This window comes from Halomicrobium zhouii (genome assembly GCF_900114435.1).
In the GTDB taxonomy this organism is placed as follows: domain Archaea; phylum Halobacteriota; class Halobacteria; order Halobacteriales; family Haloarculaceae; genus Halomicrobium; species Halomicrobium zhouii.
The window spans coordinates 115,990-140,891 of the sequence record NZ_FOZK01000004.1; the positions used below are offsets into that span (position 1 = coordinate 115,990).

33 protein-coding genes are annotated in these 24,902 nt (G+C 67.2%); 14 read left to right on the plus strand and 19 right to left on the minus strand.

Going from position 1 to position 24,902, the window contains the following annotated elements:
• Nucleotide 1: 1 nt before the first annotated feature.
• Nucleotides 2-367, minus strand: a complete 366-nt coding sequence (locus BM337_RS17630) for a hypothetical protein (RefSeq protein ID WP_089818394.1) — start codon at nt 365-367, stop codon at nt 2-4.
• Between the two features lie 157 nt (nt 368-524).
• Here BM337_RS17630 and BM337_RS17635 point away from each other — a divergent pair, with 157 nt between their 5' ends.
• A complete protein-coding gene (locus tag BM337_RS17635) occupies nt 525-1,370 on the plus strand; it encodes a YqcI/YcgG family protein (RefSeq protein WP_089818396.1) in 846 nt (281 codons plus the stop codon).
• Nucleotides 1,367-1,942 (plus strand): cysteine hydrolase family protein, encoded by a 576-nt coding sequence (locus tag BM337_RS17640; RefSeq protein WP_089818713.1) that lies wholly within the window; start codon nt 1,367-1,369, stop codon nt 1,940-1,942. Before BM337_RS17635 ends, BM337_RS17640 begins: the two co-directional genes overlap by 4 nt.
• Nucleotides 1,943-1,957: 15 nt before the next feature.
• On the opposite strand, the gene BM337_RS17645 is transcribed toward BM337_RS17640, so the two are convergent.
• Both BM337_RS17645 and BM337_RS17650 read right to left on the minus strand, forming a co-directional pair.
• Complete coding sequence (locus BM337_RS17645) at nt 1,958-2,407, minus strand: pyridoxamine 5'-phosphate oxidase family protein (protein WP_089818398.1); 450 nt, start codon at nt 2,405-2,407, stop codon at nt 1,958-1,960.
• 34 nt (nt 2,408-2,441) lie between these two features.
• Complete coding sequence (locus BM337_RS17650) at nt 2,442-2,903, minus strand: DUF2267 domain-containing protein (RefSeq protein ID WP_089818400.1); 462 nt, start codon at nt 2,901-2,903, stop codon at nt 2,442-2,444.
• A gap of 135 nt (nt 2,904-3,038) precedes the next feature.
• Between BM337_RS17650 and BM337_RS17655 the strand changes: the two genes are divergently transcribed.
• Nucleotides 3,039-3,935 carry a universal stress protein gene (locus tag BM337_RS17655; protein WP_089818402.1) on the plus strand — a complete coding sequence of 299 codons (897 nt, stop codon included), beginning with the start codon at nt 3,039-3,041 and terminating at the stop codon, nt 3,933-3,935.
• A 27-nt stretch (nt 3,936-3,962) separates the two neighbouring features.
• Here the strand turns inward: BM337_RS17655 and BM337_RS17660 are convergent, their stop codons facing one another.
• Nucleotides 3,963-4,667 carry a DUF2238 domain-containing protein gene (locus BM337_RS17660; RefSeq protein ID WP_089818405.1) on the minus strand — a complete coding sequence of 235 codons (705 nt, stop codon included), beginning with the start codon at nt 4,665-4,667 and terminating at the stop codon, nt 3,963-3,965.
• 234 nt (nt 4,668-4,901) lie between these two features.
• Nucleotides 4,902-6,119 (minus strand): CBS domain-containing protein, encoded by a 1,218-nt coding sequence (locus tag BM337_RS17665; RefSeq protein WP_089818407.1) that lies wholly within the window; start codon nt 6,117-6,119, stop codon nt 4,902-4,904.
• Nucleotides 6,120-6,338: 219 nt separating this feature from the next.
• On the opposite strand from BM337_RS17665, the gene BM337_RS17670 reads away from it, so the two are divergent.
• Nucleotides 6,339-6,758 carry a universal stress protein gene (locus tag BM337_RS17670; RefSeq protein ID WP_089818410.1) on the plus strand — a complete coding sequence of 140 codons (420 nt, stop codon included), beginning with the start codon at nt 6,339-6,341 and terminating at the stop codon, nt 6,756-6,758.
• Nucleotides 6,759-6,842: 84 nt separating this feature from the next.
• On the opposite strand, the gene BM337_RS17675 is transcribed toward BM337_RS17670, so the two are convergent.
• A complete protein-coding gene (locus BM337_RS17675) occupies nt 6,843-7,703 on the minus strand; it encodes a universal stress protein (protein ID WP_089818412.1) in 861 nt (286 codons plus the stop codon).
• A gap of 158 nt (nt 7,704-7,861) precedes the next feature.
• Here BM337_RS17675 and BM337_RS17680 point away from each other — a divergent pair, with 158 nt between their 5' ends.
• On the plus strand, nt 7,862-8,152 hold the full coding sequence (locus tag BM337_RS17680; protein ID WP_089818414.1) for a DUF211 domain-containing protein: 291 nt from the start codon (nt 7,862-7,864) through the stop codon (nt 8,150-8,152).
• 5 nt (nt 8,153-8,157) lie between these two features.
• Nucleotides 8,158-8,739 carry a VIT1/CCC1 transporter family protein gene (locus tag BM337_RS17685; RefSeq protein WP_089818416.1) on the plus strand — a complete coding sequence of 194 codons (582 nt, stop codon included), beginning with the start codon at nt 8,158-8,160 and terminating at the stop codon, nt 8,737-8,739.
• Nucleotides 8,740-8,755: 16 nt separating this feature from the next.
• On the opposite strand, the gene BM337_RS17690 is transcribed toward BM337_RS17685, so the two are convergent.
• The 4 genes from BM337_RS17690 to BM337_RS17705 form a co-directional block, all read right to left on the minus strand.
• Nucleotides 8,756-9,202 (minus strand): pyridoxamine 5'-phosphate oxidase family protein, encoded by a 447-nt coding sequence (locus BM337_RS17690; RefSeq protein ID WP_089818418.1) that lies wholly within the window; start codon nt 9,200-9,202, stop codon nt 8,756-8,758.
• Nucleotides 9,203-9,269: 67 nt separating this feature from the next.
• Entirely contained in the window at nt 9,270-10,169 is a 900-nt protein-coding gene (locus BM337_RS17695) for a universal stress protein (protein WP_089818420.1), read from the minus strand.
• A gap of 158 nt (nt 10,170-10,327) precedes the next feature.
• Complete coding sequence (locus BM337_RS17700) at nt 10,328-10,756, minus strand: universal stress protein (protein WP_089818422.1); 429 nt, start codon at nt 10,754-10,756, stop codon at nt 10,328-10,330.
• A gap of 117 nt (nt 10,757-10,873) precedes the next feature.
• Nucleotides 10,874-12,127, minus strand: coding sequence for an MgtC/SapB family protein (locus BM337_RS17705; RefSeq protein WP_089818424.1), 1,254 nt, complete (start codon nt 12,125-12,127; stop codon nt 10,874-10,876).
• Nucleotides 12,128-12,437: 310 nt separating this feature from the next.
• Here BM337_RS17705 and BM337_RS17710 point away from each other — a divergent pair, with 310 nt between their 5' ends.
• The 5 genes from BM337_RS17710 to BM337_RS17730 all read left to right on the plus strand — a co-directional run bounded on the left by BM337_RS17710 (nt 12,438) and on the right by BM337_RS17730 (nt 15,610).
• Entirely contained in the window at nt 12,438-13,160 is a 723-nt protein-coding gene (locus BM337_RS17710) for a TVP38/TMEM64 family protein (RefSeq protein WP_089818426.1), read from the plus strand.
• A gap of 107 nt (nt 13,161-13,267) precedes the next feature.
• Nucleotides 13,268-14,026: a glucose 1-dehydrogenase gene (locus BM337_RS17715; protein ID WP_089818428.1), complete on the plus strand. Its 759-nt coding sequence runs from the start codon at nt 13,268-13,270 to the stop codon at nt 14,024-14,026.
• A gap of 225 nt (nt 14,027-14,251) precedes the next feature.
• Nucleotides 14,252-14,686, plus strand: a complete 435-nt coding sequence (locus tag BM337_RS17720; RefSeq protein WP_089818430.1) for a universal stress protein — start codon at nt 14,252-14,254, stop codon at nt 14,684-14,686.
• Nucleotides 14,687-14,812: 126 nt separating this feature from the next.
• On the plus strand, nt 14,813-15,247 hold the full coding sequence (locus BM337_RS17725; RefSeq protein ID WP_089818432.1) for a DUF302 domain-containing protein: 435 nt from the start codon (nt 14,813-14,815) through the stop codon (nt 15,245-15,247).
• Between the two features lie 3 nt (nt 15,248-15,250).
• On the plus strand, nt 15,251-15,610 hold the full coding sequence (locus BM337_RS17730; protein WP_089818434.1) for an SHOCT domain-containing protein: 360 nt from the start codon (nt 15,251-15,253) through the stop codon (nt 15,608-15,610).
• A gap of 30 nt (nt 15,611-15,640) precedes the next feature.
• Here the strand turns inward: BM337_RS17730 and BM337_RS17735 are convergent, their stop codons facing one another.
• The 9 genes from BM337_RS17735 to BM337_RS21290 all read right to left on the minus strand — a co-directional run bounded on the left by BM337_RS17735 (nt 15,641) and on the right by BM337_RS21290 (nt 22,304).
• The gene (locus tag BM337_RS17735) at nt 15,641-16,093 is read right to left on the minus strand and encodes a DUF7968 family protein (RefSeq protein WP_342713988.1); all 453 of its coding nucleotides are present in this window, start codon (nt 16,091-16,093) and stop codon (nt 15,641-15,643) included.
• On the minus strand, nt 16,093-17,139 hold the full coding sequence (locus BM337_RS17740) for an NAD(P)/FAD-dependent oxidoreductase (RefSeq protein ID WP_089818436.1): 1,047 nt from the start codon (nt 17,137-17,139) through the stop codon (nt 16,093-16,095). The genes BM337_RS17735 and BM337_RS17740 overlap by 1 nt, the downstream gene beginning before the upstream one ends.
• Complete coding sequence (gene trxA, locus BM337_RS17745; RefSeq protein WP_089818438.1) at nt 17,140-17,499, minus strand: thioredoxin; 360 nt, start codon at nt 17,497-17,499, stop codon at nt 17,140-17,142.
• Between the two features lie 98 nt (nt 17,500-17,597).
• Nucleotides 17,598-17,834 (minus strand): hypothetical protein, encoded by a 237-nt coding sequence (locus BM337_RS17750; protein WP_089818440.1) that lies wholly within the window; start codon nt 17,832-17,834, stop codon nt 17,598-17,600.
• Nucleotides 17,834-18,835 (minus strand): cytochrome d ubiquinol oxidase subunit II, encoded by a 1,002-nt coding sequence (gene cydB, locus BM337_RS17755; protein ID WP_089818442.1) that lies wholly within the window; start codon nt 18,833-18,835, stop codon nt 17,834-17,836. Before cydB ends, BM337_RS17750 begins: the two co-directional genes overlap by 1 nt.
• Nucleotides 18,828-20,249, minus strand: coding sequence for a cytochrome ubiquinol oxidase subunit I (locus BM337_RS17760; RefSeq protein ID WP_089818443.1), 1,422 nt, complete (start codon nt 20,247-20,249; stop codon nt 18,828-18,830). Before BM337_RS17760 ends, cydB begins: the two co-directional genes overlap by 8 nt.
• 386 nt (nt 20,250-20,635) lie before the next feature.
• A complete protein-coding gene (locus tag BM337_RS17765; protein WP_089818445.1) occupies nt 20,636-21,037 on the minus strand; it encodes a helix-turn-helix domain-containing protein in 402 nt (133 codons plus the stop codon).
• 84 nt (nt 21,038-21,121) lie between these two features.
• Complete coding sequence (locus BM337_RS17770) at nt 21,122-22,153, minus strand: sulfite exporter TauE/SafE family protein (RefSeq protein ID WP_089818447.1); 1,032 nt, start codon at nt 22,151-22,153, stop codon at nt 21,122-21,124.
• A 1-nt stretch (nt 22,154) separates the two neighbouring features.
• On the minus strand, nt 22,155-22,304 hold the full coding sequence (locus tag BM337_RS21290) for a DUF7512 family protein (protein WP_177227668.1): 150 nt from the start codon (nt 22,302-22,304) through the stop codon (nt 22,155-22,157).
• A gap of 391 nt (nt 22,305-22,695) precedes the next feature.
• Between BM337_RS21290 and BM337_RS17775 the strand changes: the two genes are divergently transcribed.
• From BM337_RS17775 to BM337_RS17785, 3 genes are all read left to right on the plus strand, one after another.
• Entirely contained in the window at nt 22,696-23,532 is an 837-nt protein-coding gene (locus tag BM337_RS17775) for a universal stress protein (RefSeq protein WP_089818449.1), read from the plus strand.
• A gap of 366 nt (nt 23,533-23,898) precedes the next feature.
• Nucleotides 23,899-24,465, plus strand: coding sequence for a DUF7342 family protein (locus BM337_RS17780; protein WP_089818451.1), 567 nt, complete (start codon nt 23,899-23,901; stop codon nt 24,463-24,465).
• Nucleotides 24,458-24,886 (plus strand): toxin-antitoxin system TumE family protein, encoded by a 429-nt coding sequence (locus tag BM337_RS17785; protein WP_089818453.1) that lies wholly within the window; start codon nt 24,458-24,460, stop codon nt 24,884-24,886. The genes BM337_RS17780 and BM337_RS17785 overlap by 8 nt, the downstream gene beginning before the upstream one ends.
• The last annotated feature ends 16 nt before the right edge of the window (nt 24,887-24,902 follow it).

A 24,902-nucleotide genomic window follows, 5' to 3' on the forward strand; every position in this document is an offset into this window, starting at 1 on the left:
GTTACGGGGCCAGCGCGTCGAGTTCCCGTGCCTGGAGGCGTTCGTCCTCCTCGACGACCTCCCGTAACACCGCCGGATCGAAGGCGAGTTCGTAGGCGGGTCGGCCCATTCCCACCGCCGATTTCTCACTCAGTTCGACAGTAGTCAAGAGTCCGCGGTCCGCCAGCGACCGGCAACAGCGGACGACGTCGGCCTCGCTGCACCGACTGCCGACGACGTCGTCGAAGGTTTCCAGCCGGCCACGACACTGCCCGACGAGTGTGGGTGCCTGGACGGGCGTCCGACCGCTGTCGGCGAGCGTGGCGAACTCGTCCAGGACGATTCGTTCCAGCACCGACGTCGATCGGATGGCAGACTGGTCGGTCATGCCTGAACGTACGCCCGGCAGACAGCAACCTCTTTCGCCGATTGTCGCCCGCCGGGAATCCGCCTCGCAGTTTTTGTCCCGGCGTCCGTACCGGACGCTCGATGGAACGTCGTCGACAACGACGGATAGAAACCGACCGAACGGGACGTGAGACACGATGACGGAGAGCATCGTCGGTGGTCTCCAGGACCAGGCGACCGTCGAACAGCGCGTCGAGAGCGGTGCGGCGCCCGACTGGGTCGCCGCCCACTGGCACTCGTTTCGCGAGCGGCTCGTGGGCGACCACGACGGGGCGCCGTTCCCGTGTTTCTTCGGGGCCGAGTCGGTCGCCAACGGCGACCCGCTGTACACGGCCGTGCCGTCGATGACCAGTCGCGACGCGCTGCTCGACCTGGGCCGGACGCTCCTGGAGTACCTCGACACGTACGAGGACCACAGCGACCGCGCGTCGCTGGTCGCCTTCTTCAGACCGCCCGAACGCGACCGAACCGAGCGGGAGTATCACGAGGGACTCTGGCACATCCTCCAGTTCCTGCACGTGCACGACCCCGAGCCGTGGCCCGCGGACATCCCGACCGACCCGGACGACCCGTACTGGGAGTTCTCCTTCGGCGGCGAACCGATGTTTCCGACCTGTCGCGCGCCGTTCTACGACCAGCGGCTGAGCCGGCACTGCCCCGTTGGCCTGGAAGTCACGTTCCAGCCCCGGGCCCTGTTCGAGTCCCTGGACGTGACGGGGGACACGGAGTGGGGACAGCAGGCCAGGGACATCATCCAGGACCGCCTCGAGGAGTACGACGGCGTCTGTCCCCACGCCGACCTGGGCGACTGGGGCATCGAGGGTGACCGGGAATGGCGCCAGTACATGCTGTCGAGCGACGACGCGCAGGCGCCGGACCGCTGTCCGATCAAGGTCACGCGCGAGCATCCGAAGGCGACGGATCTGTGCACGGAGGAGACAGCGTCGAACGCCGACCCGTCGTCACCGGGGGCGGCTCGATGACCGTGGACCTGCCCGCCGACCCGGTGCTCGTCCTCGTCGACTTCCAGCGGGGATTCGACGACCCGCAGTGGGGGACCCGCAACAACCCGGACGCCGAAGCCGAAGCGGAGCGATTGCTCTCGGTCTGGCGGGAACGGGACCTCCCGGTCGTCCACGTCCGACACGACTCCACGGAGGCGTCGTCGCCGCTCCGGCGGGGGACGCCCGGATTCGCCGCCAAAGAGGGTCTCGAACCGCACGACGGCGAGGCGGAGTTCGTCAAGCGAGTCAACGGCGCGTTCGTCGACACCGACCTGGAGCCCTGGCTTCGTGACCGGGGATACGACACCCTCGTCGTCTGCGGACTGACGACCGACCACTGCGTCTCGACGACGACGCGAATGGCCGAGAATCTCGGGTTCGACGTCCGGCTGGTCCGGGACGCCACCGGGACGTTCGACCGGACGCTCGACGGCGAGTCGTTCGACCCCGAGACCGTCCACCGAATCGCCCTCGCGCACCTGAAGGGGGAGTTCGCGACCGTCGTCCGCAGCGAGGAGATAGTCGACGCGATACGGTCTCCGGAGGAGTGACACCCGCCGAACCGTTCAGTCCTCGGCTTTGACCGCTCTTCTCCCCGTCAGTTTGTCCGGAACGAGACGGAACTGCCGGAAAATCACGTCGTCGGACGAACTCTCGAAGATATCGACCAGTGGGATGTCCACGCCCCACCGTTCCGCCATCGCAGCCGAGTCGGACGGCACGTCCGAGAGGTCTTCCAGTTCGCCGGTCGCGACGACACTTCGCCATCTGTCCTCCTGCTCGCCGTGTGAGACGAACGAGACGGGACTGTCGAGCAGCCCTCTCTTTTGCCTGCTCGACGGCTCCACGAGTCGGAAGTGAAAGTGCCCCGACTCGGCGTCGTATCCGTACGAGACCGGTCGCGAGTACGGCGGACCCCCGTCGCGCGCCGAGAAGGAGAGGACACCGGTCCCGCCGTTCCCGAGAAAGTCGTGTATCTCTTCGTCGGTCATCTGTAGCCACCGGAGTTCGTTCATTGGTATACGTGTCGAGTGTGTCCGCTCCCCGTCATCACTCGTTCCCGGGCTGTGGCCCGCCGCCGGCCTGGGCTTCCTGGGCCTCGCCCCAGCCGCCGGCGTCGACGACTTCGAACAGTTTTCCCCAGTTCTCGTCGTCCTCGTCCTCGGGTAACTGGTCGCGGAGCTGTTGCAGGTCAGACGGCGGGACGACGGAAGCCACGAGGTCCACGATGACCTGGGCGTGGTAGGCAGCCTCGGACCGGTCGATTCCCTCGACGTCGGCGACCCGTTCGACGAACGTCGACCAGTCGAAGCGCTGGCCGTGGTCGGGGACCGCGCCGGTCGCGTACCACTTGATCTCCATGGGGAGCGACGCGGCCAGATCCTCCGCGTTTCCCTCGGGGATGCGCCGGCCCAGATTCGACAGCGTCGCCCGGATCGCCCGTACCGCTTCGCCGGTCTCTGCGAGTTCGAGTCGGTGCTGTACCTGCCCTGTGAATTCGTCGAAGTTCATGCCGGTTCTGACTTCGCATCGCGAGAATGTCAATCAACTTGCCAGTTCCCAACGGCCGAGAATCGCTGCCGCGCCCGACTGGTCAGAAGCGCAGGCCGATTTATCCGGCGATGGTACCTACACGGAGATACGACCATGATCGACACCGTTCTCGTCCCGACGGACGGCAGCGAGCACGCGGTTCGCGCCGCCGAGCACGGCGTCGCCATCGCCGAGGCGTTCGACGCGACGCTGCACGTGCTGACCGTCGTCGACGTCCGCGCTGCGGCCGGCCCGTTCGACGCCGGCGGCCTCCGGGAGGAGTTCCTCGAGCACCTCGAAGCCGACGCCGAGGACAGTATCGACGCCGTCGAGGCAGCTGTCGACCCGTCCCAGGGGCTCCAGACCACCGTCCGCGAGGGCGACCCCGTCGACGAGATTCTCGACTACGCTGCCGACCACGGAATCGACCTGATCGCGATGGGGACCCACGGCCGGACCGGCGTGGAACGGTACGTGATGGGGAGCGTGACCGAACAGGTCGTCCGGCGGGCGGGCGTACCGGTCCTCACCGTCCGGGCGACCGAATCGAGTCGGCACGCCGGCGCGTACGACGAGGTGATGATCCCCACCGACGGCAGCGAGTCCGCCGACGCCGCGGTCGACCCCGCGCTCGAACTCGCGGCGCGGTTCGACGCCCGCGTCCACGCGGTCCACGTCCTGAACGTCGGGGACGCCGACGTCGGCGTCGAACACGCGAACTCGGCCGCGTTGCTCGCCCGTCTCAGGGATCACGGGGAGAGTGCGGTCGAAGCGGTCGCGAACCGGGCCCGGGAAGCGGGCGTGGACGTCGTCACGAACGTCGACGGCGGCTATCCGGCGTCCGGTATCCTCGACTACGCCGACGAGAACGACGTCGACTGCATCGCCATGGGGACGGCGGGTCGCACCGGGCTCAACCGGTTCCTCCTCGGGAGCACCACCGAGCGGGTCGTCAGGCACGCGAACGTCCCCGTCCTGGCAGTCAACGCCCGCGACGACGGCGAGAACTGACCGCGTCGACGCTGGCGGGTGCACGCGTCACTCGCGTCGGACCGAACTCCGTTCGACGTACACGGCCATCGCCAGCGACCCGAGAAGGATCACGACGCCGCTCGCGACCAGCACCCACGTCGTCGCGCGCACCGACTGGGCGGCGATCGGGACGAAGGCGCGCACGTCGAAGCCGACGACCAGGAGCGCGCCCACGACGTCGAAGACGAGGTCGAGCGCCGTGTCGCGCCGGCCGTAGTGCACCAGGACCGGTTCGACGTCGTAGCGCCGCCCGACGTCGCGCGCGATCAGTTCGATCAGTTCCCAGAAGACGCCCGCGGCGAGCGTGAGCACGACGGTCAGCACGGCGAGCCCCCCGAACGAGGCGTCGAGGATGGCCACACGGGGGGCGACGACGATCAGGCCGGCGTAGGCGAGCGCCGCGACGAGCCCCGCAGAGACGGTGTGCGTGACCGAGTCCCACCACTCGATAGTGTCGTACGGTCCGAGCATCCCGAACGAGTGGATCAGTCCCGCCGCGGCGATCCACAGCGAGAGTTCGGGACCGACGGTGACGGTCCGTCCGGAGAGAAGCGGCACGACGATCTCCAGGGCCGCGGGAACGAGCGAAGCGGCCAGGGAGACGGTCGCGTTCACGGCAGCGGCGAAGTCCCGTCGTCGGAGCGATTCCAGCAGCAGGAGGACGATTCCGGCCTGGAACACGACGGTGCCGGCCGTCACGAGTTGCGCCATCAGTTCGTGCTCTCCTGGCAGTGGCTGCCAGGTAGTCGTTTCCGTTCGTCGCTACTGCGTCGGTTCACTGGCGTTTGGGCCTTCGATGTGTGCCGAAACGATGCGTTCGATGGGTGCCGGAACGGGACGCTGTCGGGGTGTCGCGTCAACGCACCCCGTCAGCACATCGACGACGCGTCAGCACGTCGCTGGCGCGTTAGCGCTTCGGCAGTGCGTCAGCACTTCGGCGGTGCATCACTCCTGGAGCATCCAGCCGAAGCGCTTCTCCCAGAACTCCTCGTCCGGGTGCTTCTTGGTGCGACCGTAGGTCTTCTCCTCACGGATCTGGCGCTCGAGGACGTCACGTGCCTCCTTGATGGCCTGACTCGCGCCGTATCCCTCCCCGGACGCGACGTACAGTCCCCGGTCGGTGTGCAGTCGGATCCGGGCGAGCAGGAGCGGCGTCCCGCGCTGTTTCTCGTCGTGCTCGTGGAGGTGGAGCTTCGTCTCCAGGACGTTCATCTCCCGGTCCTTCGCGTCGAGACCGTCGACCATCGACACGATCTCGTCGTAGCTCATGTCGTCGACGAGGTCGGCGCCGTACACCTGGACGCCGCGGTTGCCCTCGGCCTCCCAGGTGAGCGCGTCCAGGACGTCCGTCTTCGTGACGATGGCGAAGGGGCGTCCGTCGTCCGTGACGACCAGCGACGAGCCGCCGACGTCGAACATCTCGTCGACGGCCACGTCGAGCGTCGCGTCCGGGCGGATCGAGCGGACCGGCGACACCATGACGTCCCTGACCGGGAGGTCCAGCAGGCGGGCGAGTTCCCCCTCGCGCGCGCCGAACCCGCCGCCCCGGGTGCGCCCGGAGCTCGCGGAGACGTCGCCACCGAACGAATCGGTCCCCCCGGCACTCCCACCCTGGCTCCGGTCCGTCGACCGGACCGTGACGTCGGTGACGTCGTAGAGGCTCAGGATACCGACCGCGTCGTCGTCCTCGACGACCGGGAGGTGGGTGATGTGGTTCTCCCTGAAGACGTGGAGGGCCTCCCCCACGGTCGACGCCGGTTCGACCGTGACGAGGTCGGTCGTACAGGCCTCCTCGACCGTCGCCGCGTCGAGGAAGGGCCTGACTTTCCGGAGGATGGCGTCCACCGTGACGACGCCGACCAACTCGCGGCCCTCGAAGACGGGCAGGAGTTGCGAGTCGCTGTCGATCATGAGCCGCGCGACCTTGCGGACGTCTTCACCGGGGTCGAGCCGGGGGACGTGCCAGACCAGCGATCCGAGCTTCTCGTCGGGCGGGTGGTGCGACGTCGCGAGCTGTCGCCTGGTGACGACGCCCTCGAACTCGTCGCCGTGGACCACGACGCCCCTGACGGCGGGGTCCTCGAACGTCCCCGTGAGCTTCGAGACGGGCGTCTCCGGGCTGAACTCGGCGTACTCTTCCGAGATGATGTCGGTGATGTCCATGGGTTTGAGAGCCGGGTGGCCACGCTTCGGCACCGCGGAACTGCGCAGCCGACGTATCAGCGTTGGTCGTCGAATCCCAAGTACTCACGGTCCGTTCTCAGGCTGTGGAAACCGACCCCCGTTCTCTCGGCCCGGGAGCCGTGGGTCGGGACAGACCGCCGGAGAGATTCGCCGGAAAGCCACGGTTCGTTGATATAGTTGGAAGTCCAACACTTCTGCATGTACGATACTATACTGGTAGCCACGGACGGCAGTGGGTCCGCGAACCGTGCAGTCACCCACGCGCTCGAACAGGCCGAACAGCACGGCGCGACACTGCACGCGATCTACGTCGTCGACACCGACCGCTACGCCGAGCCCGGGCTGAGTAGCATCGAACTGGAGACGGCCGACGTCGAAGACTGGGGGCACGAACAGCTCAACGAGGTCGCGGAGCGGGGCGATTCCCTCGGTATCGACGTCGTCACCCGGTGTTGCCACGGGAAGCCGAACGTGGAGATCATCGGCTACGCGGACGAGATAGACGCCGACCTCGTCGTGGTCGGCTACCAGGGCCACTCCCACACGAAGACCGACCTGATCGGGAGCGTCACCGACCGGGTCGTCCAGAACGCGGGTCGACCGGTGCAGGTCGTCTGACGGCCGATTCTGCCCCGGAGACCGCGACGGCCGCGGCGGTCCCGGTGACCGCGGCGGCCGCGGCGGCGCCGTTCGCGACGGGAGTCAGTCGCCCTCTCGTTCCCGGATCGAGAGAACGGGAACGTCCGAAAGCCGGACGACCCGTTCGGTGACGCTGCCGAGGAGATAGCGGTCGAGCCCCGTCCGGCCGTGGGTTCCCATCACGACGCAGTCCACGTCGGATTCCTCGGCGTACTCCGCGATCGCCCGGTAGGGGATGCCGCTGAGTACTGCCCCCTCGATCGCCGTCACGTCGGCGGCCTTCGCACGGGTGCGAACGTCGTCGAGGGCCTGCTCCCCGATCTCCTCGAGCGCGTCCAGTACCATCGCGACGTTGGCCCCGCCCCAGACGGCACCGCTGTCGACGACGTTGATAACGTGCAGGGTCGCGCCCGTCGACCGCGCCAGGTCGATCGCGTGGTCCGCCGCGGCGGCGGCACAGGAACTGCCGTCCGTCGGGACGAGGACGTCGTCGAACGCCGGGTCGACGACCGTGTCCTCGTGGACGGTCATCACTGGGATCGACGACTGGCGCAGCGTCAGCTCCGCGACGCTTCCCAGGACGAAGCGGTCGAGCCCGGTCCGGCCGTGGGTCCCCATCGCGATCAGGTCGATCTCGTGGTCCGTGGCGTACTGGAGGATCGCCTGGTGGACGGTCTCGCGTTTCTGGTGAGTCGCCGTCCGCGTTTCGACGCCGGCGTCGGCCGCCATCTCCGCGACGGTCGCGGTCGCCTCGTCGCCGTCCGTCGGTGGGGCGCCGCCGGCACCGACTGGCCGCTCGGTGGGTTCGCGAACGTGGAGCACGTGGAGTTCGGCGTCGAACCGGCGTGCGAGCGCGACTGCGGTCTCTCCCGCAGCGTCCGCGACGGTGCTGCCGTCCGTTGGAACGAGCAGTCGGTCGTACATGACTATCCTGGTCGTGGCAACGAGTCCCAATGTTGTAAACCCGGGTGCCAGCCCCGGGTGACAGCTCTCGATTGCGCGCGCCCGGATCAGCACTCGTCGTCCCAGTTCGGGCACAGATCCCGGGGACAGTTTAGTGGGAGACGGGCGAACGTTCCCGTATGGCACCCGTTCGCCGCCTCGTCGTCGACGTGCTGAAGCCCCACGACCCGTCGCTGGTCGCGTTCACCGAGCAGGTCAGCGAGACGGACAGCGTGGCGGCCGTGACCAGCTCGCTCATCGAACTCGACCAGGAGGTCCAGAACGTGAAACTCACCTTCGAGGGAGAATCGCTCGACGTCGACGCCGTCGAGGCGGCCGTCGAGGAACTGGGCGGCACCGTCCACTCCGTCGACCAGGTCGCCTGCGGCGAGCACGTCGTCCGGGATCACCCGACGCTGCAGGACCACTGATCCCCGTGGCGTCACCGCTCTCGGAGCTCCGTCGGTTGCTCGGCGACGAGGACGTCAGGTCGATTTCGCGGCGATACTTCGTCTCGAACGGGTTCGACGGGACGCTCACCTGCATCGGCGTCGTCGTCGGCGCCGTCCTCTCGGGCATCCCGGACGGGTTCACTGTCGTCAAGATCGGCCTCGGCGCGGCGGTCGGTCTGGGGACCTCGGCGGTGTGGAGCGTCTGGGAGATCGAACGCGCCGAGACGCGCGCGGAGATACTGCGCCTCGAACGGGCGATGCTGACCGACCTCGACGACACGCGCGTCCAGCGCGACCAGCAGGGGGCCCGACTCGTCCACGCCACGATGAGCGGGCTCGGGCCGCTCATCGGCGTCCTCGTCCCGCTGATCCCCTTCCTGTTCGAAGCGACCGTCCTCACGATGGTCGAGGCCGCCCTGATCTCGGTCGCGCTCGGCATCTCGATACTCGGCGCTTTCGGCGCCTACATGGGCTCCATCTCCGGCCAGCGCTGGTACGTCGCGGCGGGTCGGATGGCGCTCGCTGGGCTCGTCGTCGCCGTCATCAACGTCTTCCTCCCCGGATGAGCACGGAGACGTGACGTCAGCTGTCCGTCTTCGATTCGACCCTGGCCGTCAACTCGTCGGGGACGAGTCGGTAGAAATCGAACTCGACCTCCCGGAGCGGGCGGTGAAACACGTCGACGAAGGGGATGTCGACCCGGTCGAGCCCTGCCAGCGTCTCGGTGGCGATGCCCTCGTCCTCGACGTCCTCCAGCCGTCCACGCGCGACGACGCTACGCCACCGGCCGTCCTCGTCGGTGGTCACGAACGAGACGGGACGGTGTTCGAGTTCCCCTTTCGAGCCGTCCGCGCCCGTCGCCAGCCGGAAGTAAAACGTCGTCTCGGTCGCGTCGTAGCCGTACGACACCGGTACGGAGTGTGGCGGGTCGTCTGCCGCCGACGACAGGGAGATGACGCCGGTGCCGCCGTTCCCGAGGAACTCGTCCCGCGCAGCGTCGTCCATCTCGACGGGGCTGTCAGCGCTCATGCTAGAGACAACGGACAGACAGAGGATAAGTCCGTGGTCGGCCGTCGTCAGTCGGCCGTTGGTCGCGTTACTCGTCCGTCGACTGCTCGTCCGCGGAGACGGAGAGGACGGGCATCTCCGCTCGCGAGATCAGCTTCTCGGTCGTACTCCCGAGGAGGAGCCGGTCGAGTCCGGTCCGTCCCGCGGTCCCCATCGCGACGAGGTCGACGTCGTGGTCGTCCGCGTACGCCAGGAGGTCACGCGCCGGGAATCCCTCGCGGACCGTCGTCGTCACGTCGACGCCCGCGTCGTTCGCGCGGGTCGTGACGGCATCGACCGCCTCCTCGCCCGCCGTCCTGAGTTGCTCGACAAGCGTCGTCGGCGGCGTGACGCGCGGCGTCGTCGACGCGGCACCGACGTCGACGACGTGGACCGCGTGGATCCGGGCGTCGAACAGCGTCGCGATGGCGATGGCGTGGTCGGCGGCGGCGAGCGCGTGGTCGCTCCCGTCGACCGGGACGAGGACGTCGTCGTATCCGTCGTCGACGCGGCTTCGCTCGGTCTTCCTGACCGTCAGCACCGGCACGTTCGAGCGTCGGACGACGCGTTCGGCGACGCTCCCGGCGATGTACCGCCGTATCCCGGACCGGCCGTGGGTCCCCATCGCGATCAGGTCGATCCCGTGGTCGGCAGCGTAGTCGAGAATCGCGTCGGACGGCGTGCCCCTGACGACGTCGGTCTGGACGTCGTCCGCCTCGTCGAGCACGGCGTCGAGGGAGCGGATCGTCTCCTCGCCCCTGTCTTCGAGGCGCTCGATGAACTCCTTGTCGAGGCCCCCGGCGCTGAACGGGCCGGCCGCCTCGACGACATCGATCACGGTGACGACGTGCAGTTCCGCGTCGAAGGCCCGCGAGAGCGCGAGCGCGTGTGCTGCCGCGCGGGCGGCGTGTTCGCTACCGTCGGTCGGAACGAGGATGCGCTCGTACATGGAACGGTCTCGTGTGAAACGTGGGAGAGTGACAGTATAGTTCTGTTTACGGGCCGCTACGGTCCGACAGACGCGGCAGATCCGCAGGCCGACAGACCCGACAGATCCGGCCCGTCTCCCGTCGTCGTGACCGGATCTCCCCGTCGGCACAGAATCGCTCACTTGACGACCGTCACCGGAACGGGGGCGCGGCGGGTCACCGTCTCCGCGACGCTGCCCAGGAACGCCCGTCCGATCCCCTTCCGCCCGTGGCTGCCCATCACGACCTGGTCGACGTCGTGGTCCGACACGTAGTCGAGTATCTCGCGTGCCGGCTGGCCGACGACCGTAATCGTCGTGAGTTCTACGTCGTGGGACCCGGCCAGCTGCTCGGCTGCCGCGTGGATCTCGCTGGCTCGCTCCTGGGCGTCTTCGTACCAGTCCTCGGACACAGGCAGGCCCCCTGTTTCGACGTCGTAGACGGAGCTCACCGGGTCGATTACGTAGATCGTGGTGACGGACGCGGCGGGGAACTCTTCGAGCGTGTGTTCGAGTGCGCGCTCGGAGAGGGGCGACCCGTCGTAGGGGACGAGGATGCGGCGCGTCATCGGGTCACCGTTTGGGGCCCTGCGAGAATGAACGTGGTGCAAGCGACGGCGCTCGCAGCCTGGGGGTGGACGTGCGTGCCACCGGCCGTCAGTCCGACTGTCGCGGTCCGGTGCCAGTTAGACCGCCAGGACGACCAGGCCGGTGACGACGACGACGCCCAGCACGATGGCGACCAGACGCCCCAGTCGCGAGCTACCGAGGACCCACGCCAGGCCGGCCTTGACCAGCGTGTTCGCGATGGCCGCGACGACGATTCCCGTGGTCGCGACGTCCGTCGAGACCGTCCCCTCGGCCGCGAGCCTGCTCAGCGTGATCGTCATCGCGTCGACGTCAGCGAGTCCCGAGAGGAACGCAGTCGCGTACAGGCCCGACGTCCCGAGCCACTCGTTCGCGTACTCGGAGACGAGCAGGACGACCGCGAAGATCAGGCCGAACGCGAGCGCCGGCCGCAACCGGAACGGGTTCTCGAGTTCCTCCGGTTCGACGGTCTCGTCGGCGGCCGTCCGCCAGTACAGCACGCCGGCGGCGACGACGCCGACGGCGGTCATCACCAGCAGCGGCGGCGCCGCGCTCGCCAGCAGGCCCGGGTTGACGACCGCGATTTCGATGAGCGCGCGGGGGAACATGATGATAGACGCGACGACGACGGCGAAGGCACAGACGTGATACAGCGTCTCGTTCTCGGCGGACTTCTCGGCCATCGAGACGGTGGTGGCGGTCGAGGAGACGAACCCGCCGACGATGCCGGTCAGCGCGATGCTCCGTTCGGGACCGAGGAACTGGCCGAGCAGGTACGCGACGAAGCCCAGCCCGGTGACGAAGACGACCATGAGCCAGACGAATCGGGGATTGAGCCCGAACAGGACGTCCAGCGAACGGTCCGGTAGCGACGGGAGCACGACCAGCACGACGAGGATGAACTTCGCGGACGCGCGCCGCTCGGTCTCGTCGATCCGGTCGGCGAACGCGTGGATGGGGTCCTTGACCGAGAGGAGGACCGTCACCGCGCCGCCGACGACGACGGCGACCGTGGCGCCGGTCGGGGAGTGTATCGCCACGGCGCCCAGCACCGTCGTGAGGAGGGCGGCCAGCAGCGTCGTCAGGCCGACGTCCCGGCGGTACCAGACTTTCGCGACGTAGGCCACCGTCAGCGGCACGACGAGGACGCCGAGGGCGACCGGGAGCGCCGCCGGAAAAAAGAGCGCGACGAGCGCGCCGTAGAGCGCGAACAGCGGGAAGGTACGGCTCCCGGCGAACGTCCCGGCCGACTCGCTCTGTTCCCGTTCCAGCCCGATCAGCGCACCGATCCCGAACGCGACGAGCAGGTGCAGGAGGACGTCGAGGAGCGGGTCGGTTGCTGGATCGAGCATCGTGGAGAGTGGAGTGAAGTGGCGGTATCGACAGGCCCAGTGTTACGGGGGGTGCCGACTCGCAGGGATCACGTGGATTCGGCGCACGTTCGGCGGCCGTCCATGCAAATACGTACGAGAGGGGGCCAGATAAGTGATGACGGGCGTTCTCGGTCACGGGGATCGACCGGAGAGCCCATCGACTTGCCAGGCGAGCCCATCGACTTGCCGGGGGAACCGTCGGCCTACTGCGCCGGGCCAGTGTCGAGACGGTACCGGAGAACCCCGCACTGCTATACAGCACGGCCACGTCACGCCGGTAGACAGATCGATGGACCTCGGCTTCGAACGGGTACGGGCGCTCGTCGGCGACGTTCGGCTGTTCAGGTCGTCCCGTACCCGGCGCCGGTTCCTGATCCACGCCGCCGTCCTGCTCGTCGTCGTCGCCGTGGCGGTCCTCTTCATCCGTCGGTACGTACCGATACTGACGGACGCGATGGCGCTCAGAACGGTGATCCAGGGGTTCGGCGCCCTGGGGCCGCTGGTGCTGGTACTCCTGCAGGCGATACAGGTCGTCGTCGCACCGGTCCCGGGCCAGGTCCTGGCCATCGTCGCCGGGTTCCTCTACGGCGCGTGGTGGGGGACGCTGTACAACATGATCGGGATCACGCTCGGCAGTACGGTCGCGTTCTGGTTCTCCCGCCGCTACGGCCGTCCGTACGTCGAGCGCATCGTCCACCCGGACATCCTCGACAGGTTCGACGGGGTCGACGACGACCGGACCCGGGCGGCACTGTTCGTCTTCTTCCTCCTCCCCGGGTTGCCCGACGACGCGCTCTGTTTCGTCGGCGGCCTCACCAGGCTCCCGCTCTGGCAACTCGTGGTGATCGCGGCCGTCGGCCGGGCGCCCGCGTTCTTCCTCGTCAACGTCGTCGGCGAGTACCTCGGCGCCGGACGCTTCGCAGCCGGACTCGCACTGGCGGCGCTCGTCGTCGCGATTTCGGTGCTGGCGTACCGCTATCATCAGGAGATACTCGCGTACTTCGAGGCGTGACCGCGTCGCTCGTCCGATCGCGGAAGCCCGCCCACGGAAGCGACCGGGCATTCCCCGTTTGCGGGAATCCCCCACAGCTAGTTTACGCTACGGTGACATGTAGAACCATGACGTACGATTTCGAGGGGCAGACGGCGATCGTCACCGGCGCGGCGTCGGGCATCGGACGAGAGACCGCCGAGCAGTTCGCGGCGGGCGGCGCGAACGTCGTCGTCACCGACGTCGACGCCGGGGGCGGCGCAGAGACCGTCGAACGGATCGAATCCGCGGACGGGACGGCTACCTTCGTCGAAACGGACGTGAGCGACGCCGGCGACGTCGAGGCGATGGTGCAGGAAGCGGTCGACGCGTACGGCGGCGTCGACGTCGCCGTCAACAACGCGGGGATCGAAGGGGAGACCGAGCCGCTGGCCGACCTGTCGGAAGACGCCTGGGATCGAGTCCTCGACGTCAACCTGAAAGGCCTCTGGCTGTGTATGAAGCACGAACTCCCGGAACTCGTGGCCGGCGAGGGCGGCGCCATCGTGAATCTCTCGTCCATCGCGGGGCTCGTCTCCGCGGGGGGCGCGCCGTACGTCGCCAGCAAGCACGGCGTGATCGGGCTCACGCGCGTCGCCGCGACGCAGTACGCGGGCGACAACGTCCGCGTCAACGCGGTCTGTCCCGGCGTCATCGACACGCCGATGGTCGACCGCGCAGGCGAGGCCGACCCCGAGGCGATCGACCAGTTCGTCGGGATGCAACCCCTCGGCCGCAAGGGGACCCCCGAAGAGGTGGCCAGCGCCATCGTCTGGCTCTGCTCCGGGGAGGCGTCGTTCGTCACCGGGAACGCCTACCCCGTCGACGGCGGCTACCTGGCCCAGTGAGGAGTCCGCCTCCGCCGCCGTCTCCGTCGGTTCCGGGCGGTGGAGACTACCTGAACTGTTGTTGGAGTGATAGTATTTGGGGACAGCAGTCCAAGCACCGGTATGGTACACAGCCCAGGGACGCCGTCTCCGCGGGTGGACGACGTCGTCGAGTGGCGTCGAGTAGCCCGCGAATCGACCGCCGGATCGAATCCCGGAGTGAGCGTTCGACTGGCCTGATCACAGATGACGCAAACGATTCTCGTTCCGATGGACTACTCCGAGCTGTCGAAAGAGGCGCTGCGGACGACGCTCTCGCTGCACCCCGACGCCGAGGTGGTCGTCCTGCACGTCATCGACTGGCACGCGAGCGACATGGGTCCGGGTGGATGGGGGTCGACGCCTCACGACTGGGACGACTGGCTCGACGAGGCCCACGAGCACGCGGACGGACTCTTCGAGGAAGCCCGGGACATCGCGGCGGAGTACGACGTCGAGATAACCACCGAGACGACGGTCGGTGAAGACGCGCAGAGCATCGTGTCCTACGCCGAAGAGCACGACGTCGACCTGATTGTCATGGGGAGCCACGGCCGGTCGATCCCCGCCAGAATCTTGCTCGGCAGCGTCGCCGAGACCGTCGTCCGCCGGGCCCCGGTCCCCGTGCTCGTCGTCCGCTAGTCGACCCGATCGAGGTGGTGTGAGCCTCGACAGCCGTCGTCCAGGTGGAGAATGTGGCGGACAGGGCTCGCGGGACCGGTCCGTGCGTCCCCAACAGTCATCATCGGTGGGGCCGAAATGTACAGTATGGCCTATACAACACAACAGCGTGTCGCAGGATCGTTCGACGACGTCGTCGACGCGACGGTCGACGCCCTCGGAGACGAGGGGTTCGGCGTCCTCTGTGATATCGACGTGCAGGCGACGTTCGCGAAGAAACTCGACGAGGAGTTCCGGCAGTACCGGATCCTCGGCGCGTGCAACCCCGGCCTCGCACGCGAGGGACTCGACGCGGAGATCGAACTCGGTGCGCTGCTCCCGTGTAACGTGATCGTCTACGAGTCCGAGGACGAGACCGGGGGCGAAGACGGCGCAGTCACCGTGAGCGCCGTCGATCCGGCACAGCTGGTCGGGATCGCCGACAATCCCGCGCTCGAATCCATCGCGACCGACGTCAGTGGCCGGTTCGAGCGCGTACTTGATGCGATCGACGACGAATTCGAATCCCCGGTGGAGGCCTGAGGGATGTCCTCGCCGACCGAACTCGATGCGGTGTCAGTCGTGCTCCTCGTCGTCGGAGCGATCGTCGCGCTCCCGATGATCGTGATGGCACTCGGTTTCGGCGGCATGATGGGGTACGGCGGGATGATGGGCGGCGGAGCGATGGGCGCCGGGAGTGGGTGGTGGCCGCTGTTCGGTCTGCTCGTCCCACTGCTCTTCCTGCTGGTTCTCCTCGGCGGCGGCTACGTTCTCGCCAGGCGTCTGGTCAGTGATCGACCGTCTCGGGACGCCGCCCTGGAAGAACTCCGCGTCGCGTACGCTCGCGGGGATCTCACCGACGAAGAGTTCGAGACCCGCCGCGAACGACTCGAACGGTCGGAGTAATGTAACAGAAGTCGGCCGGTCCGTCGCCGCTCACAGGTCCGTCTCGGCCGTCGGATCGCCGTCGGCCTCGACGACGTCCTTCCGGGCGACGACGTCGATGGTCGTGTCGGCTCCGATGGCCGCCCCGCCGTCGATCCGTTCGACGCGGAGGACGACGTCTTCCGGGCTCGCACAGCCGCAGTTGACGAACTCCGCCCACTCGTCGCCGACAGCGACCGGACCGGCGTGGGCGTAACGAAGGTATCGCAGATAGGTCGGGTCGGTCATGCCGTCCCGGAGCCAGGCGCTGTCGGCGATCCACCAGCTGTCGTTCTCGTCGGGTTCCGCCTCCGGTGCCCGGAACGAGACGACGACGCGGTCGGCCTGGTCTGGGACCGCCGACGGGTCGATCCGGTCCTCAGGTCGTCGGTCGACTCTGTTGTCGGTACCGTCGTCGTTCGTCTCGTCGACCCTCTCGTCGGTGCCGCTGGTGGCCGACGGCATCAGTCGTCGGCCTCCGAGGCGGTCGTGGCGGCAGTGGTCGTCGCCGCAGCGTCGGGCGTGGATTCGAGGTACTCCTCGGCATCGAGGGCCGCCATGCTCCCCATCCCGGCGGCGGTGACCGCCTGCTGGTACTCGGTGTCCATCACGTCGCCCGCGGCGAAGACTCCCTCAACCCCGGTCGCCGTCGTCGCCCACGCCTCGTCGGGGGCGAGCGTCTCGACGTAGCCGTCGTCGTCGAGTTCGACCGGCGTGTCGCGGAGGAAGCCGGTGTTGGGCTCGTGGCCGATGGCGTAGAACACGCCGCCGACGTCGACGTCGCGGACGGTGACGTCCTCGTCGCCCGACTCGTAGCGGTCCACCGGGTAGCCGTCCGGGTGGGAGACCAGCGTCGCGCCGGTGACGCCCTCGGACTGGGAGCCGTCGATGGCCAGGAGTTCCGTGTTCCAGGCGAACTCGACGTCGTCGTGCTCGCGGGCGCGCTCGGCCATAATCTCCGAGGCCCGGAGCTCGTCCCGGCGGTGGACGACGGTCACGCTGTCGGCGAACTTCGCGAGGAAGGTCGCTTCCTCCATCGCGCTGTCGCCGCCGCCGACGACCAGGACGTCGTCGCCGCGGTGGAACGCGCCGTCGCAGGTCGCACACGTCGAGAGGCCGTAGCCCATCAGTTCGTCCTCGCCGTCGGCGCCGACCCAGCGCGCGCTCGCGCCGGTGGCGACGATCAGCGAACGGGTCCGCAGGGTCTCGCCGTTCGACAGCGAGAGCTCTATCGGTCGCCCGTCGACGTCGGCCGACTCGATGGCCCCGTGCTGGAACTCGGCGCCGAACTCCTCGGCCTGTGCTTTCCCGCGCTGGATCAGCTCCATCCCGCCGACGCCCTCGGGGAAGCCGAGGTAGTTCTCGACGTCGGTCGTGAGCGTCAGCTGGCCGCCGGGCTCGTCGCCCTCGAGGACGAGGGGGTCGAGGTCGGCACGGGCGGCGTAGACCGCCGCCGAGAGGCCGGCGACGCCCGATCCAGCGATCACGAGGTCGCGTGTGTCCGTGCTCATTTACGCCGTATAGTTCTCGATCAGCGCGCGGAGCTGGTCTTCGCCCTGGAGGCCGACGATCTCCTCGACCTGCTCGCCGTCGGCGAAGAGGACGAGCGTCGGGACGCCGCGGACGCCGTAGGCGGAAGCGAGGCGCTGGTTGGCGTCGACGTCGACCTTCGCGACCGTCGCGTCCGTCTCGGCGGCGAGTTTCTCGACGACGGGTTCGAGCATCTGGCACGGGCCACACCAGTCGGCGTAGAAGTCCGCGAGGACGACCTCCCCGGTGTCGACGAGTTCGTCGAGCTGGGTCTGGCCGTCGACGTGGACCGGTTCGTCTGTGGTGCCCCCACTGGTCTCGGTTGCGTTCTCAGCTGTCATCACTCTCTCTAGGGGCCGGGAGTAGTTAAGGGTTTTGGGCCAATCATACAATACTGTATGCCGTCCGCCCTGTGCCGCTGGGGCCGCGGACGAGAACGTCACGGAGACCGGTCTTCGGGTGTTCCCGGCCGCTCCGTACGCTGGGTTCCGTCGACGCGGGCGGCCACCAGCTGGTCGACGTTGTAGAGGAGGACGCCGACCGAGAGCAGCGTCGTCCCCAGGTACACGATGAAACCGGGCGGTCCGCCGAGCGTCGTCCCGACCAGGCCGCCGACCGTCCCGACGACCGTCAACTCGATCCACGTGACGAGAATCCGGGAGAGCAATTCAGTCATCAGTAGGACTCCTCCGGGTCCACGGGACCGCTGAACGCCGAGTAGAGGACGACGAAGTACCCGAACACCAGCGGGAGCAAGAGGAGGGTGCCGACGGACAGTATCTGGAGCGAGAGCGGCGAGACGATGGCTTCCTGGATGGTCAACCCGGTCGCCCGGTCCACGTAGGGGAAGGAGAGCGTCGCGACGAGGGCGACGAGGCCGTAGACCAGCCCGCCCGTCGCCGCGAACGCGAGGTAGTGACGGTCGCGTCCGAGCGCGACGGCGTACCCGACGGCGAACAGGACCGTCAGGGCGACCAGGGCGAGCGCGAGCGGGGACGTGAGTTCGGGACGGACGGCGGGCGTCGTCGCGTAGATAACGCCAAGCGACGCCACCGCGAGCGCGACGTACGCGACAACGGCCCGTCGCCCGCTCCGTCGGAGGTCGGCCTGCAGGTCGCCCCTGGTCTTCAGTCGGAGGAACGCCACCCCGTCGACGACCGTCAGGGCGACGACGGCGAGTCCCACGACGACCCCCGGGAGCGTCAGCGTCCGCGTGGCCCCGAGCACCCAGTTCGCCGTGAACAGGCCCAGCAGGAAGGGGGCGGCCACGCTCCCGACCACGAAGGCGCGGCCCCACCACCGGCGCCAGGCCTCGTCGTGGCGTTGCTCGTACAGTTCGGGAGCCAGCCCACGCAGGATGAGCGCCCCGAGGATGGCGAACATCAGCAGGTAGTGCCGGCTAAAGAGTGCCGCGTAGACCCGGGGGAACGCGGCGAACAGCGCGCCGCCGAAGACGACCAGCCACACCTCGTTCCCGTCCCAGAACGGCCCGATGCTGGCGATCAGTTGCTCCCGTTCGCCGTCGTCCGCGCGTGTCGCGAACAGCGCACCGACGCCGAAGTCGAACCCGTCCAGCAGCAGAAACGTCGCGAGGATGAAGAACACGAGGCCGAACCAGAGCTCCGGGAGCGGCAGGGTCGCGAGCGTATCGGCCAGCAGGGGGCGGAACTCAGTCATCGGCGGTCCCCTCCGCCGGGGTCGCCGGGGCGGCCTCGCGCGTTCGCAGTTCCGCGCGCTTCGGTGGGCCGGCGCGGATGATCCGGACGATCACGTAGGTGTACAGCGAGAGCAGGCCGAGGTAGACCACCGCGAACCCGGCGAGCGTCAGGGTCGCCTCACCTCCCGTCAACCCGGGCGAGACGCCGTCTGATGTGCGGAGGACGCCCTGGATGACCCACGGCTGGCGACCGACCTCGGTGACGATCCAGCCCAGTTCCACGGCGAGGATGCCCAGGAGCGACGACAGCATCAGCGCCTTGTGGAGGAGGTCGTCCTCGTAGAGTTCACCCCGCCACCAGCGATAGACGCCCCAGAACCCGAGCAGGATGAACCAGAACCCCAGCGCCACCATGATCCGGAACGACCAGAACACGATGGCGACCGGCGGCGCGTCGTCGTACTCGTTCAGTCCCGTGATGGTCGCCCCCGGATCGCCGCCGCTGGCCAGCCACGAGGCGCCGCCGGGGATGCCGATGCCGAAGATTTCCTTGGCCTTCGGGTCGGTCAGGTCGCCCAGGTCGGTCGGGAAGGCGACGATGTACTCGGGGACGTACGAGTCCGTCTCCCAGACCGCCTCCATCGCGGCGAACTTCTGGGGCTGGGTCTCGTAGACGTGGCGGGCGTAGAGGTCGCCGTGGATCGCCTGGAGCGGCGCCGTGATCACGAGCGCGATCAGGGCGATCTTCAGTGTGGTCTCCCAGAACGAGACGCCCTCGACCGGGTACCCCCAGACGTGGTGGCGGAACACGTAGTAGGCGGCGACGCCCGCCATGAACAGCGCGACAGAGAGGACGGCGGCGTTCTGCATGTGGACGAACATGTAGGGAAAGCGCGGGTTCAGGTACGCCGCCGCCGGGTCGGTGAGGGTGACGATCTCACGACCGCCGCGCTCGACGAGCTCGTAGCCCCGCGGCGTCTGCATCCACGAGTTGGCGACGAGGATCCACACCGCCGAGAGCCAGGTCCCCAGCCCGACCGCCACCGAGGAGACGAAGTACAGGGCGTCACTGACGCGTTCCCGCCCGAAGACGAACACGCCGAGGAACGTCGCCTCCAGCATGAACGCCATCATCCCCTCCAGCGCGAGCGGGCCACCGAACAGTTCCCCAGCGACCGCCGAGAACGCCGCGAAGTTGGTGCCGAACTCGAACTCCAGGACGATGCCGGTCACCGTCCCCACGACGAAGGAGACGGCGAACACCTTCGTCCAGAACCGCCGGAGCTGTTCGTACACCGGCGGCCCCCCGCGGACCTCCCGCCACGTGAAGTAGACGAGAAACGGCGCGAGTCCCATGCTCATCACGGGGAAGATGATGTGGACGATCGTGGTCAGTGCGAACTGGAGCCGACTGGCGATCACTGGGTCGATCATGGGTGGGGAAGTGAGGGCGCACGCTCGAACCGACGGATCCGATCGTCGCTACGTAGGCGCTGGTACAAGTAACTCGTCGCGACGAATCCCGGGAAGTAAGATCAGCCGAACATGTTTTATTCCTCGAAATAGAGTCCGACCGTTGGTCACCGTCGCCGCCCTCGCTGGTGGTCGACGTCTGCGGCTCACGACGGCACCGCTCACTCGCTGGAACGTGGCCGTCGCGTTCGACTGGATAGCAAGACCGGCTGGAAAATAGAACCTCGTAGGGGCGCGAGGGGTGGAAAACGAGGGACCGGTGGCGCCTATACGGGAAGCGGTGGCGCCTATACGGGAAGCGGTGGCGCCTATATGGGGCGGTGGCGCCTATACGGGGCGGTGGCGCCTCACCCTTCGACGGGCGCGGCCGTCTCGGTCTGCTCGTACTTGTCCTCGAACTCCTGAATGAGCTGGCCCATCTTGGCGTACCAGTCGTTGAGCATCCGCTGCATGTCGTCGGCGATGTTCGAGGGGTCGGTCGGAAGGTAGACGTGGTAGTAGCCGCCCTGCTCGTAGTTGATCTGTTCTTTCTGGATGAAGCCCGTCTGGAGCAGGCGCTGGACGGCGCGGTAGGCGGTCGACCGTTCGCGGTCGACGGCCTCGGCGATCTCGTCGACCGTGAGCGGTTCCTCGGAGCCGACGAGCGCCTGGAAGCACTCCCTGTCGAGCTGTTTGAGTCCGTGGAAACACTCGAGGAGCCCCTCGCACTCCATGTCCTGCTGGAGTTGTTCCGACATCGAATCTGGCATCTGTATCGAACCTAGGTAATCGGTATACCGTTAAAAGACTTGTGTATAGATCGCACAATGCTGCGCCAGAATGCGACGTCAGTCCTAGTCCAGCGCGTGTGAGGGTGACCCGGACTCCTCGCGGAGCGCGGTGACGCTGCTGTACACCACAGCCCCGCTGACCAGGAGCGCCGAGCCCAGGATCAACACCAGACTGACGGTGTCGAAGACGCCGATGCCGTAGACGTTTCCGATTTCACGCACGGCCACGGCGAGCGAGCCACCGAGTAGCATCAGGCCGAAGTACACCTTGATATCGCCCTCGTCGACGATGCTCGTCGCGGCGGAGCCGACCCGGGCACCGAGTGCGCTGCCCGCCAGCAGCGGCAGCACGATGGAGAGGTCGACGCCGCCGTCCATCGCGTAGAGGAAGCTGCCGATCCCGCCCGAGAAGACGATCTCGAACAGGTCGGTCCCGACCGCGATGGGCACCGGGACGCCGATCAGGTAGAACAGCGCGGGCATGCGGATGAAGCCGCCGCCCACGCCGAGGAAGCCCGACAGGAGCCCGGTCGCGAACGCGACGCCGAGGATCATCCACAGCGAGACCGAGACCCCGCCGCGGAGTGAGATCATCGGCGGCACGCGATAGGACTGGATCGTCTTCGCGATGTCGGGGATGTCGTCGGCGTCGACGTCCGCGTCGGCCGCGTCGTGGTCGACGCCGCCGTCACCGTCGCCCTTCAGCGCTTCGTAGGTCACGAAGAGCCCGATTCCGCCCAGCAGGAAGACGTACGTGACGCTGATGATGCTTCCCGCCATACCGAGTTCCTCGAGGTGGAGGACGACCTCCTTACCGACCTCGATACCGGCGGTCGTCCCGGCGATCATCAACACGCCGAGCTTGTAGTCGACCTGCCCGAGGTCGCGGTGTTTCAGCGTCGCGATGACGGACGTCCCGAAGACGAACGCGAGTCCGCTCCCGACCGCGACGCGCGAGGGGTACCCCATGACCAGGAGGGCTGGCGTCACGAGGAACGACCCGCCCATCCCGAAGAACCCGAACAGAACGCCGATCAGAAGGCCGAACCCGACGAACAGCACGAGCACGGCCAGGCTGATTCCGAATACGTCCATGTTAGTTGTTCTCTATGCGCTCGATCAGTCGATTTCCGACTACCTGTTCCACGAAGCCGTAGCCGACGTAGAGGATCATCGCCTCGAAGAGGACCGCCCCGATGAGGACACCGGCCTGTACCGCCGGTGAGAGCGTTCCGACCTCGATCATCGCTGTCGACCTCCGAATGTGAATGGTTTTGTGAATATCATACCGTTCTGCTCGCTCGATGCTAGCCGGAGGGTGGTAATAGGAGTTTTGGAAAAGACGTACAATATTACTGCAGCGGATGGCACGGGAAACCCACGGAGATATTCTCGTACGTTACGTGAATACGGCCCGATTCGCAGTCCGTCGAAACGAGGGCGAAATAGCCCGAAAATTCGTCACGCGCGCCGTCCAGGAGCGATTCGAAACGCGCACCCCACGCCGGTCGAGGATGTGCGGGTTGCGCTCGAACGCGAGGGGAGAGCGTGACAGGGGACGGCTGTGCGGCGCCAGTGACGGGCCCATGTATTGTGGAATCAAAACAATATTATACGACGGGCGCGACTGTTCGATCATGAGAGCGATCTACGCGACCGACCTCTCGGCGGCGAGCGAAGCGGCAATCGAGAACGAGACCTGTCTCGAGTGTCTCCAGCGCATCGGCGTCGAGACGATTCACCTGGTCACGGTCGTTCCCTCGAACGTCCACGCCGGGATGCCCGGGATGGACCTCGAAGGGCGACGCGAGCGCGGGCTCCGGCAGTACGCGAACGTCATGGAGAACGCCGGCTTCGACGTCGAGACCCACGTCGTCAGGGGGACGCCACACCGCCGGATCAACGGCATCGCCGAGACCGTCCGCGCCGACCTGACCATCGTCGGGTCGCGCGGCCAGAGTCCCCTCGAGAACCGCGTCATCGGGTCGACGGCGCGAAACCTCGCCAGGTCGACCGTCGTGCCGCTGCTGGTCAACCGCATCGAGCGCGCCGAGGACGAACCCGAGGTGCTTCACGAGCACCTGTTCCAGCGCGTCCTCTACGCCACCGACTTCTCCGAGAACGCCGAGCGGGCCTTCGACGCGTTCTCCTACCTCCGGCACGCGACCCAGGAGGCGACGCTCGTCCACGTCCGGTCGCCGAAGGACCAGGGCGCCGAAGACCCCGAGGACCGGCTCGCCGATCTCGCGTCGACGCTCGAAGACTGGGACATCGAGACCGAGACCCGGGTCCGCCAGGGCGACCCGGCCGACGAAATCCTCGCCGTCGAGGACGAGGTGACGCCCACCACGACGCTGGTCGGGTCACGGGGTCGAAGCCGCCTCCGCCGGCTGATGCTCGGGAGCGTCTCCGAGGAGATCGTCGCCCGGGCCGACGGGAACGTCTACCTGGTGCCGCCGCCGCGGACGGCCTGACCTCGTCGGGAGGTATCGCGGGGCGAAACGCTGTCGGATCTTTTTCTCTCGTCCGGACGGCGTTTCGCTGACGGTGTCGTGGACGTGTCCGACTGCTCGAATTCAACTAGTACAGGTAGAGCCCTCGTAGTGCGTTGGTTACGCTTCGATGGTGGCAGCGAGGAAAACAGGCGTATACCAGCCCCGGAAGGAATCCAGAGACACCCCTCTATCGATGTGTTTCGCGGAGCCGGTCCGCAGGAACACACCGGTCTCGATGTGTTCAATATATCACCCCTACGCACAACCGCGGGTGTCAAAAAGGCAGGGTGCTGAAATAATTCTGTGTGCGCCAGATATATCACAGAGAATGGCGATAGTAGGTGTATGGATACGACCGATACGTCCGACAGGATGCCCGGTGAGGACGAGGAGCCACCTGACTTCGATGCGTGGGAGTCGCCGGAGGAACTGCTGAAGGGCGGCCCGACGAGAGAGCGGCTGCTCGATGTCGTGATGCAGTTGCGGGAGCCGACGAAGGTATCGGAGATAGCCGAGCGTGCGGACTGTGACACGGAGACTGCGCGTGATTATCTCGGCTGGTTTACGGAGATGGGAATGGTTCGTGAGCTATCGGGTCGGCCTGTGCGGTACGAGCGGAACGATTCGTATCTACGGTGGCGCAGAGTCGAGCAGATCCGCGAGCAGTATTCGGAGACGGAAATCGTCGAGCGACTCAAGGATACACTCGACACGGCAGAAGCGTACCGGGAGCGCTTCGATGCGGAATCTCCCGGCGAAGTGTCGCTGGTCGATGCAGGTCGCGAAGCCGCTGTCGAGGACGTCTGGGAAGCGATCTCTGACTGGAAGACGGTCGAGGAGCGTGCGGCGTTGCTAGATGCGGCACGTCGTGACGATCTGTCGGGTGGGCGCGCTGGGAGAGTCAATGCCTGAGGATACGACAGGTGGTGTCGGTGGTATCGATAGTGACGTGTTAGAGCGGATCGGTCGGCGGTTGCGCGGGAGCGCCCGGTTCTCGAGCGTCGAGTACTGGCCTCCGTACGCGCCAAACGCCATCGTTGCAGAGTTCGATACGGGGTATTTTCCAGCAGGTGTGGAGCGTGCGTATCTTCGGATTCGCTGGTTCGAGACGGACGATTTCAACGTGCATTACTCGGAGCAGTATCGCGATGGGGAGTCGTGGGAGTGCCGGTGGGACAGGCATCCGAACAGTCACAACGACCGGGAGCATCTGCATCCGCCGCCAGATGCGGCGACGCCGGGTGAGGATGCGACGTTTGCTGGTGATTGGCGGGCGGTGATTTCGCGTGTACTGTCGGAGTTAGATGCGCGAATTCAGTCGTTCTGGGACTGAGATGTGGGAGCATTCA

Excerpts from the sequence above, each read along its gene's own strand:
- BM337_RS17730 (WP_089818434.1), top strand. The coding sequence starts at position 15,251 with ATGTCCTCGCCGACCGAACTCGATGCGGTGTCAGTCGTGCTCCTCGTC.
- BM337_RS17740 (WP_089818436.1), bottom strand. The coding sequence starts at position 17,139 with ATGAGCACGGACACACGCGACCTCGTGATCGCTGGATCGGGCGTCGCC.
- BM337_RS17640 (WP_089818713.1), top strand. The coding sequence starts at position 1,367 with ATGACCGTGGACCTGCCCGCCGACCCGGTGCTCGTCCTCGTCGACTTC.
- BM337_RS17725 (WP_089818432.1), top strand. The coding sequence starts at position 14,813 with ATGGCCTATACAACACAACAGCGTGTCGCAGGATCGTTCGACGACGTC.
- BM337_RS17670 (WP_089818410.1), top strand. The coding sequence starts at position 6,339 with ATGTACGATACTATACTGGTAGCCACGGACGGCAGTGGGTCCGCGAAC.
- BM337_RS17750 (WP_089818440.1), bottom strand. The coding sequence starts at position 17,834 with ATGACTGAATTGCTCTCCCGGATTCTCGTCACGTGGATCGAGTTGACG.
- BM337_RS17660 (WP_089818405.1), bottom strand. The coding sequence starts at position 4,667 with ATGGCGCAACTCGTGACGGCCGGCACCGTCGTGTTCCAGGCCGGAATC.
- BM337_RS17700 (WP_089818422.1), bottom strand. The coding sequence starts at position 10,756 with ATGACGCGCCGCATCCTCGTCCCCTACGACGGGTCGCCCCTCTCCGAG.
- BM337_RS17635 (WP_089818396.1), top strand. The coding sequence starts at position 525 with ATGACGGAGAGCATCGTCGGTGGTCTCCAGGACCAGGCGACCGTCGAA.
- BM337_RS17765 (WP_089818445.1), bottom strand. The coding sequence starts at position 21,037 with ATGCCAGATTCGATGTCGGAACAACTCCAGCAGGACATGGAGTGCGAG.
- BM337_RS17715 (WP_089818428.1), top strand. The coding sequence starts at position 13,268 with ATGACGTACGATTTCGAGGGGCAGACGGCGATCGTCACCGGCGCGGCG.
- BM337_RS17675 (WP_089818412.1), bottom strand. The coding sequence starts at position 7,703 with ATGTACGACCGACTGCTCGTTCCAACGGACGGCAGCACCGTCGCGGAC.
- BM337_RS17705 (WP_089818424.1), bottom strand. The coding sequence starts at position 12,127 with ATGCTCGATCCAGCAACCGACCCGCTCCTCGACGTCCTCCTGCACCTG.
- BM337_RS21290 (WP_177227668.1), bottom strand. The coding sequence starts at position 22,304 with ATGATCGAGGTCGGAACGCTCTCACCGGCGGTACAGGCCGGTGTCCTC.
- trxA (WP_089818438.1), bottom strand. The coding sequence starts at position 17,499 with ATGACAGCTGAGAACGCAACCGAGACCAGTGGGGGCACCACAGACGAA.
- BM337_RS17780 (WP_089818451.1), top strand. The coding sequence starts at position 23,899 with ATGGATACGACCGATACGTCCGACAGGATGCCCGGTGAGGACGAGGAG.
- BM337_RS17680 (WP_089818414.1), top strand. The coding sequence starts at position 7,862 with ATGGCACCCGTTCGCCGCCTCGTCGTCGACGTGCTGAAGCCCCACGAC.
- BM337_RS17690 (WP_089818418.1), bottom strand. The coding sequence starts at position 9,202 with ATGAGCGCTGACAGCCCCGTCGAGATGGACGACGCTGCGCGGGACGAG.
- BM337_RS17710 (WP_089818426.1), top strand. The coding sequence starts at position 12,438 with ATGGACCTCGGCTTCGAACGGGTACGGGCGCTCGTCGGCGACGTTCGG.
- BM337_RS17775 (WP_089818449.1), top strand. The coding sequence starts at position 22,696 with ATGAGAGCGATCTACGCGACCGACCTCTCGGCGGCGAGCGAAGCGGCA.
- BM337_RS17665 (WP_089818407.1), bottom strand. The coding sequence starts at position 6,119 with ATGGACATCACCGACATCATCTCGGAAGAGTACGCCGAGTTCAGCCCG.
- BM337_RS17785 (WP_089818453.1), top strand. The coding sequence starts at position 24,458 with ATGCCTGAGGATACGACAGGTGGTGTCGGTGGTATCGATAGTGACGTG.
- BM337_RS17655 (WP_089818402.1), top strand. The coding sequence starts at position 3,039 with ATGATCGACACCGTTCTCGTCCCGACGGACGGCAGCGAGCACGCGGTT.
- BM337_RS17770 (WP_089818447.1), bottom strand. The coding sequence starts at position 22,153 with ATGGACGTATTCGGAATCAGCCTGGCCGTGCTCGTGCTGTTCGTCGGG.
- BM337_RS17760 (WP_089818443.1), bottom strand. The coding sequence starts at position 20,249 with ATGATCGACCCAGTGATCGCCAGTCGGCTCCAGTTCGCACTGACCACG.
- BM337_RS17735 (WP_342713988.1), bottom strand. The coding sequence starts at position 16,093 with ATGCCGTCGGCCACCAGCGGCACCGACGAGAGGGTCGACGAGACGAAC.
- BM337_RS17630 (WP_089818394.1), bottom strand. The coding sequence starts at position 367 with ATGACCGACCAGTCTGCCATCCGATCGACGTCGGTGCTGGAACGAATC.
- BM337_RS17720 (WP_089818430.1), top strand. The coding sequence starts at position 14,252 with ATGACGCAAACGATTCTCGTTCCGATGGACTACTCCGAGCTGTCGAAA.
- BM337_RS17645 (WP_089818398.1), bottom strand. The coding sequence starts at position 2,407 with ATGAACGAACTCCGGTGGCTACAGATGACCGACGAAGAGATACACGAC.
- BM337_RS17695 (WP_089818420.1), bottom strand. The coding sequence starts at position 10,169 with ATGTACGAGCGCATCCTCGTTCCGACCGACGGTAGCGAACACGCCGCC.
- BM337_RS17650 (WP_089818400.1), bottom strand. The coding sequence starts at position 2,903 with ATGAACTTCGACGAATTCACAGGGCAGGTACAGCACCGACTCGAACTC.
- cydB (WP_089818442.1), bottom strand. The coding sequence starts at position 18,835 with ATGACTGAGTTCCGCCCCCTGCTGGCCGATACGCTCGCGACCCTGCCG.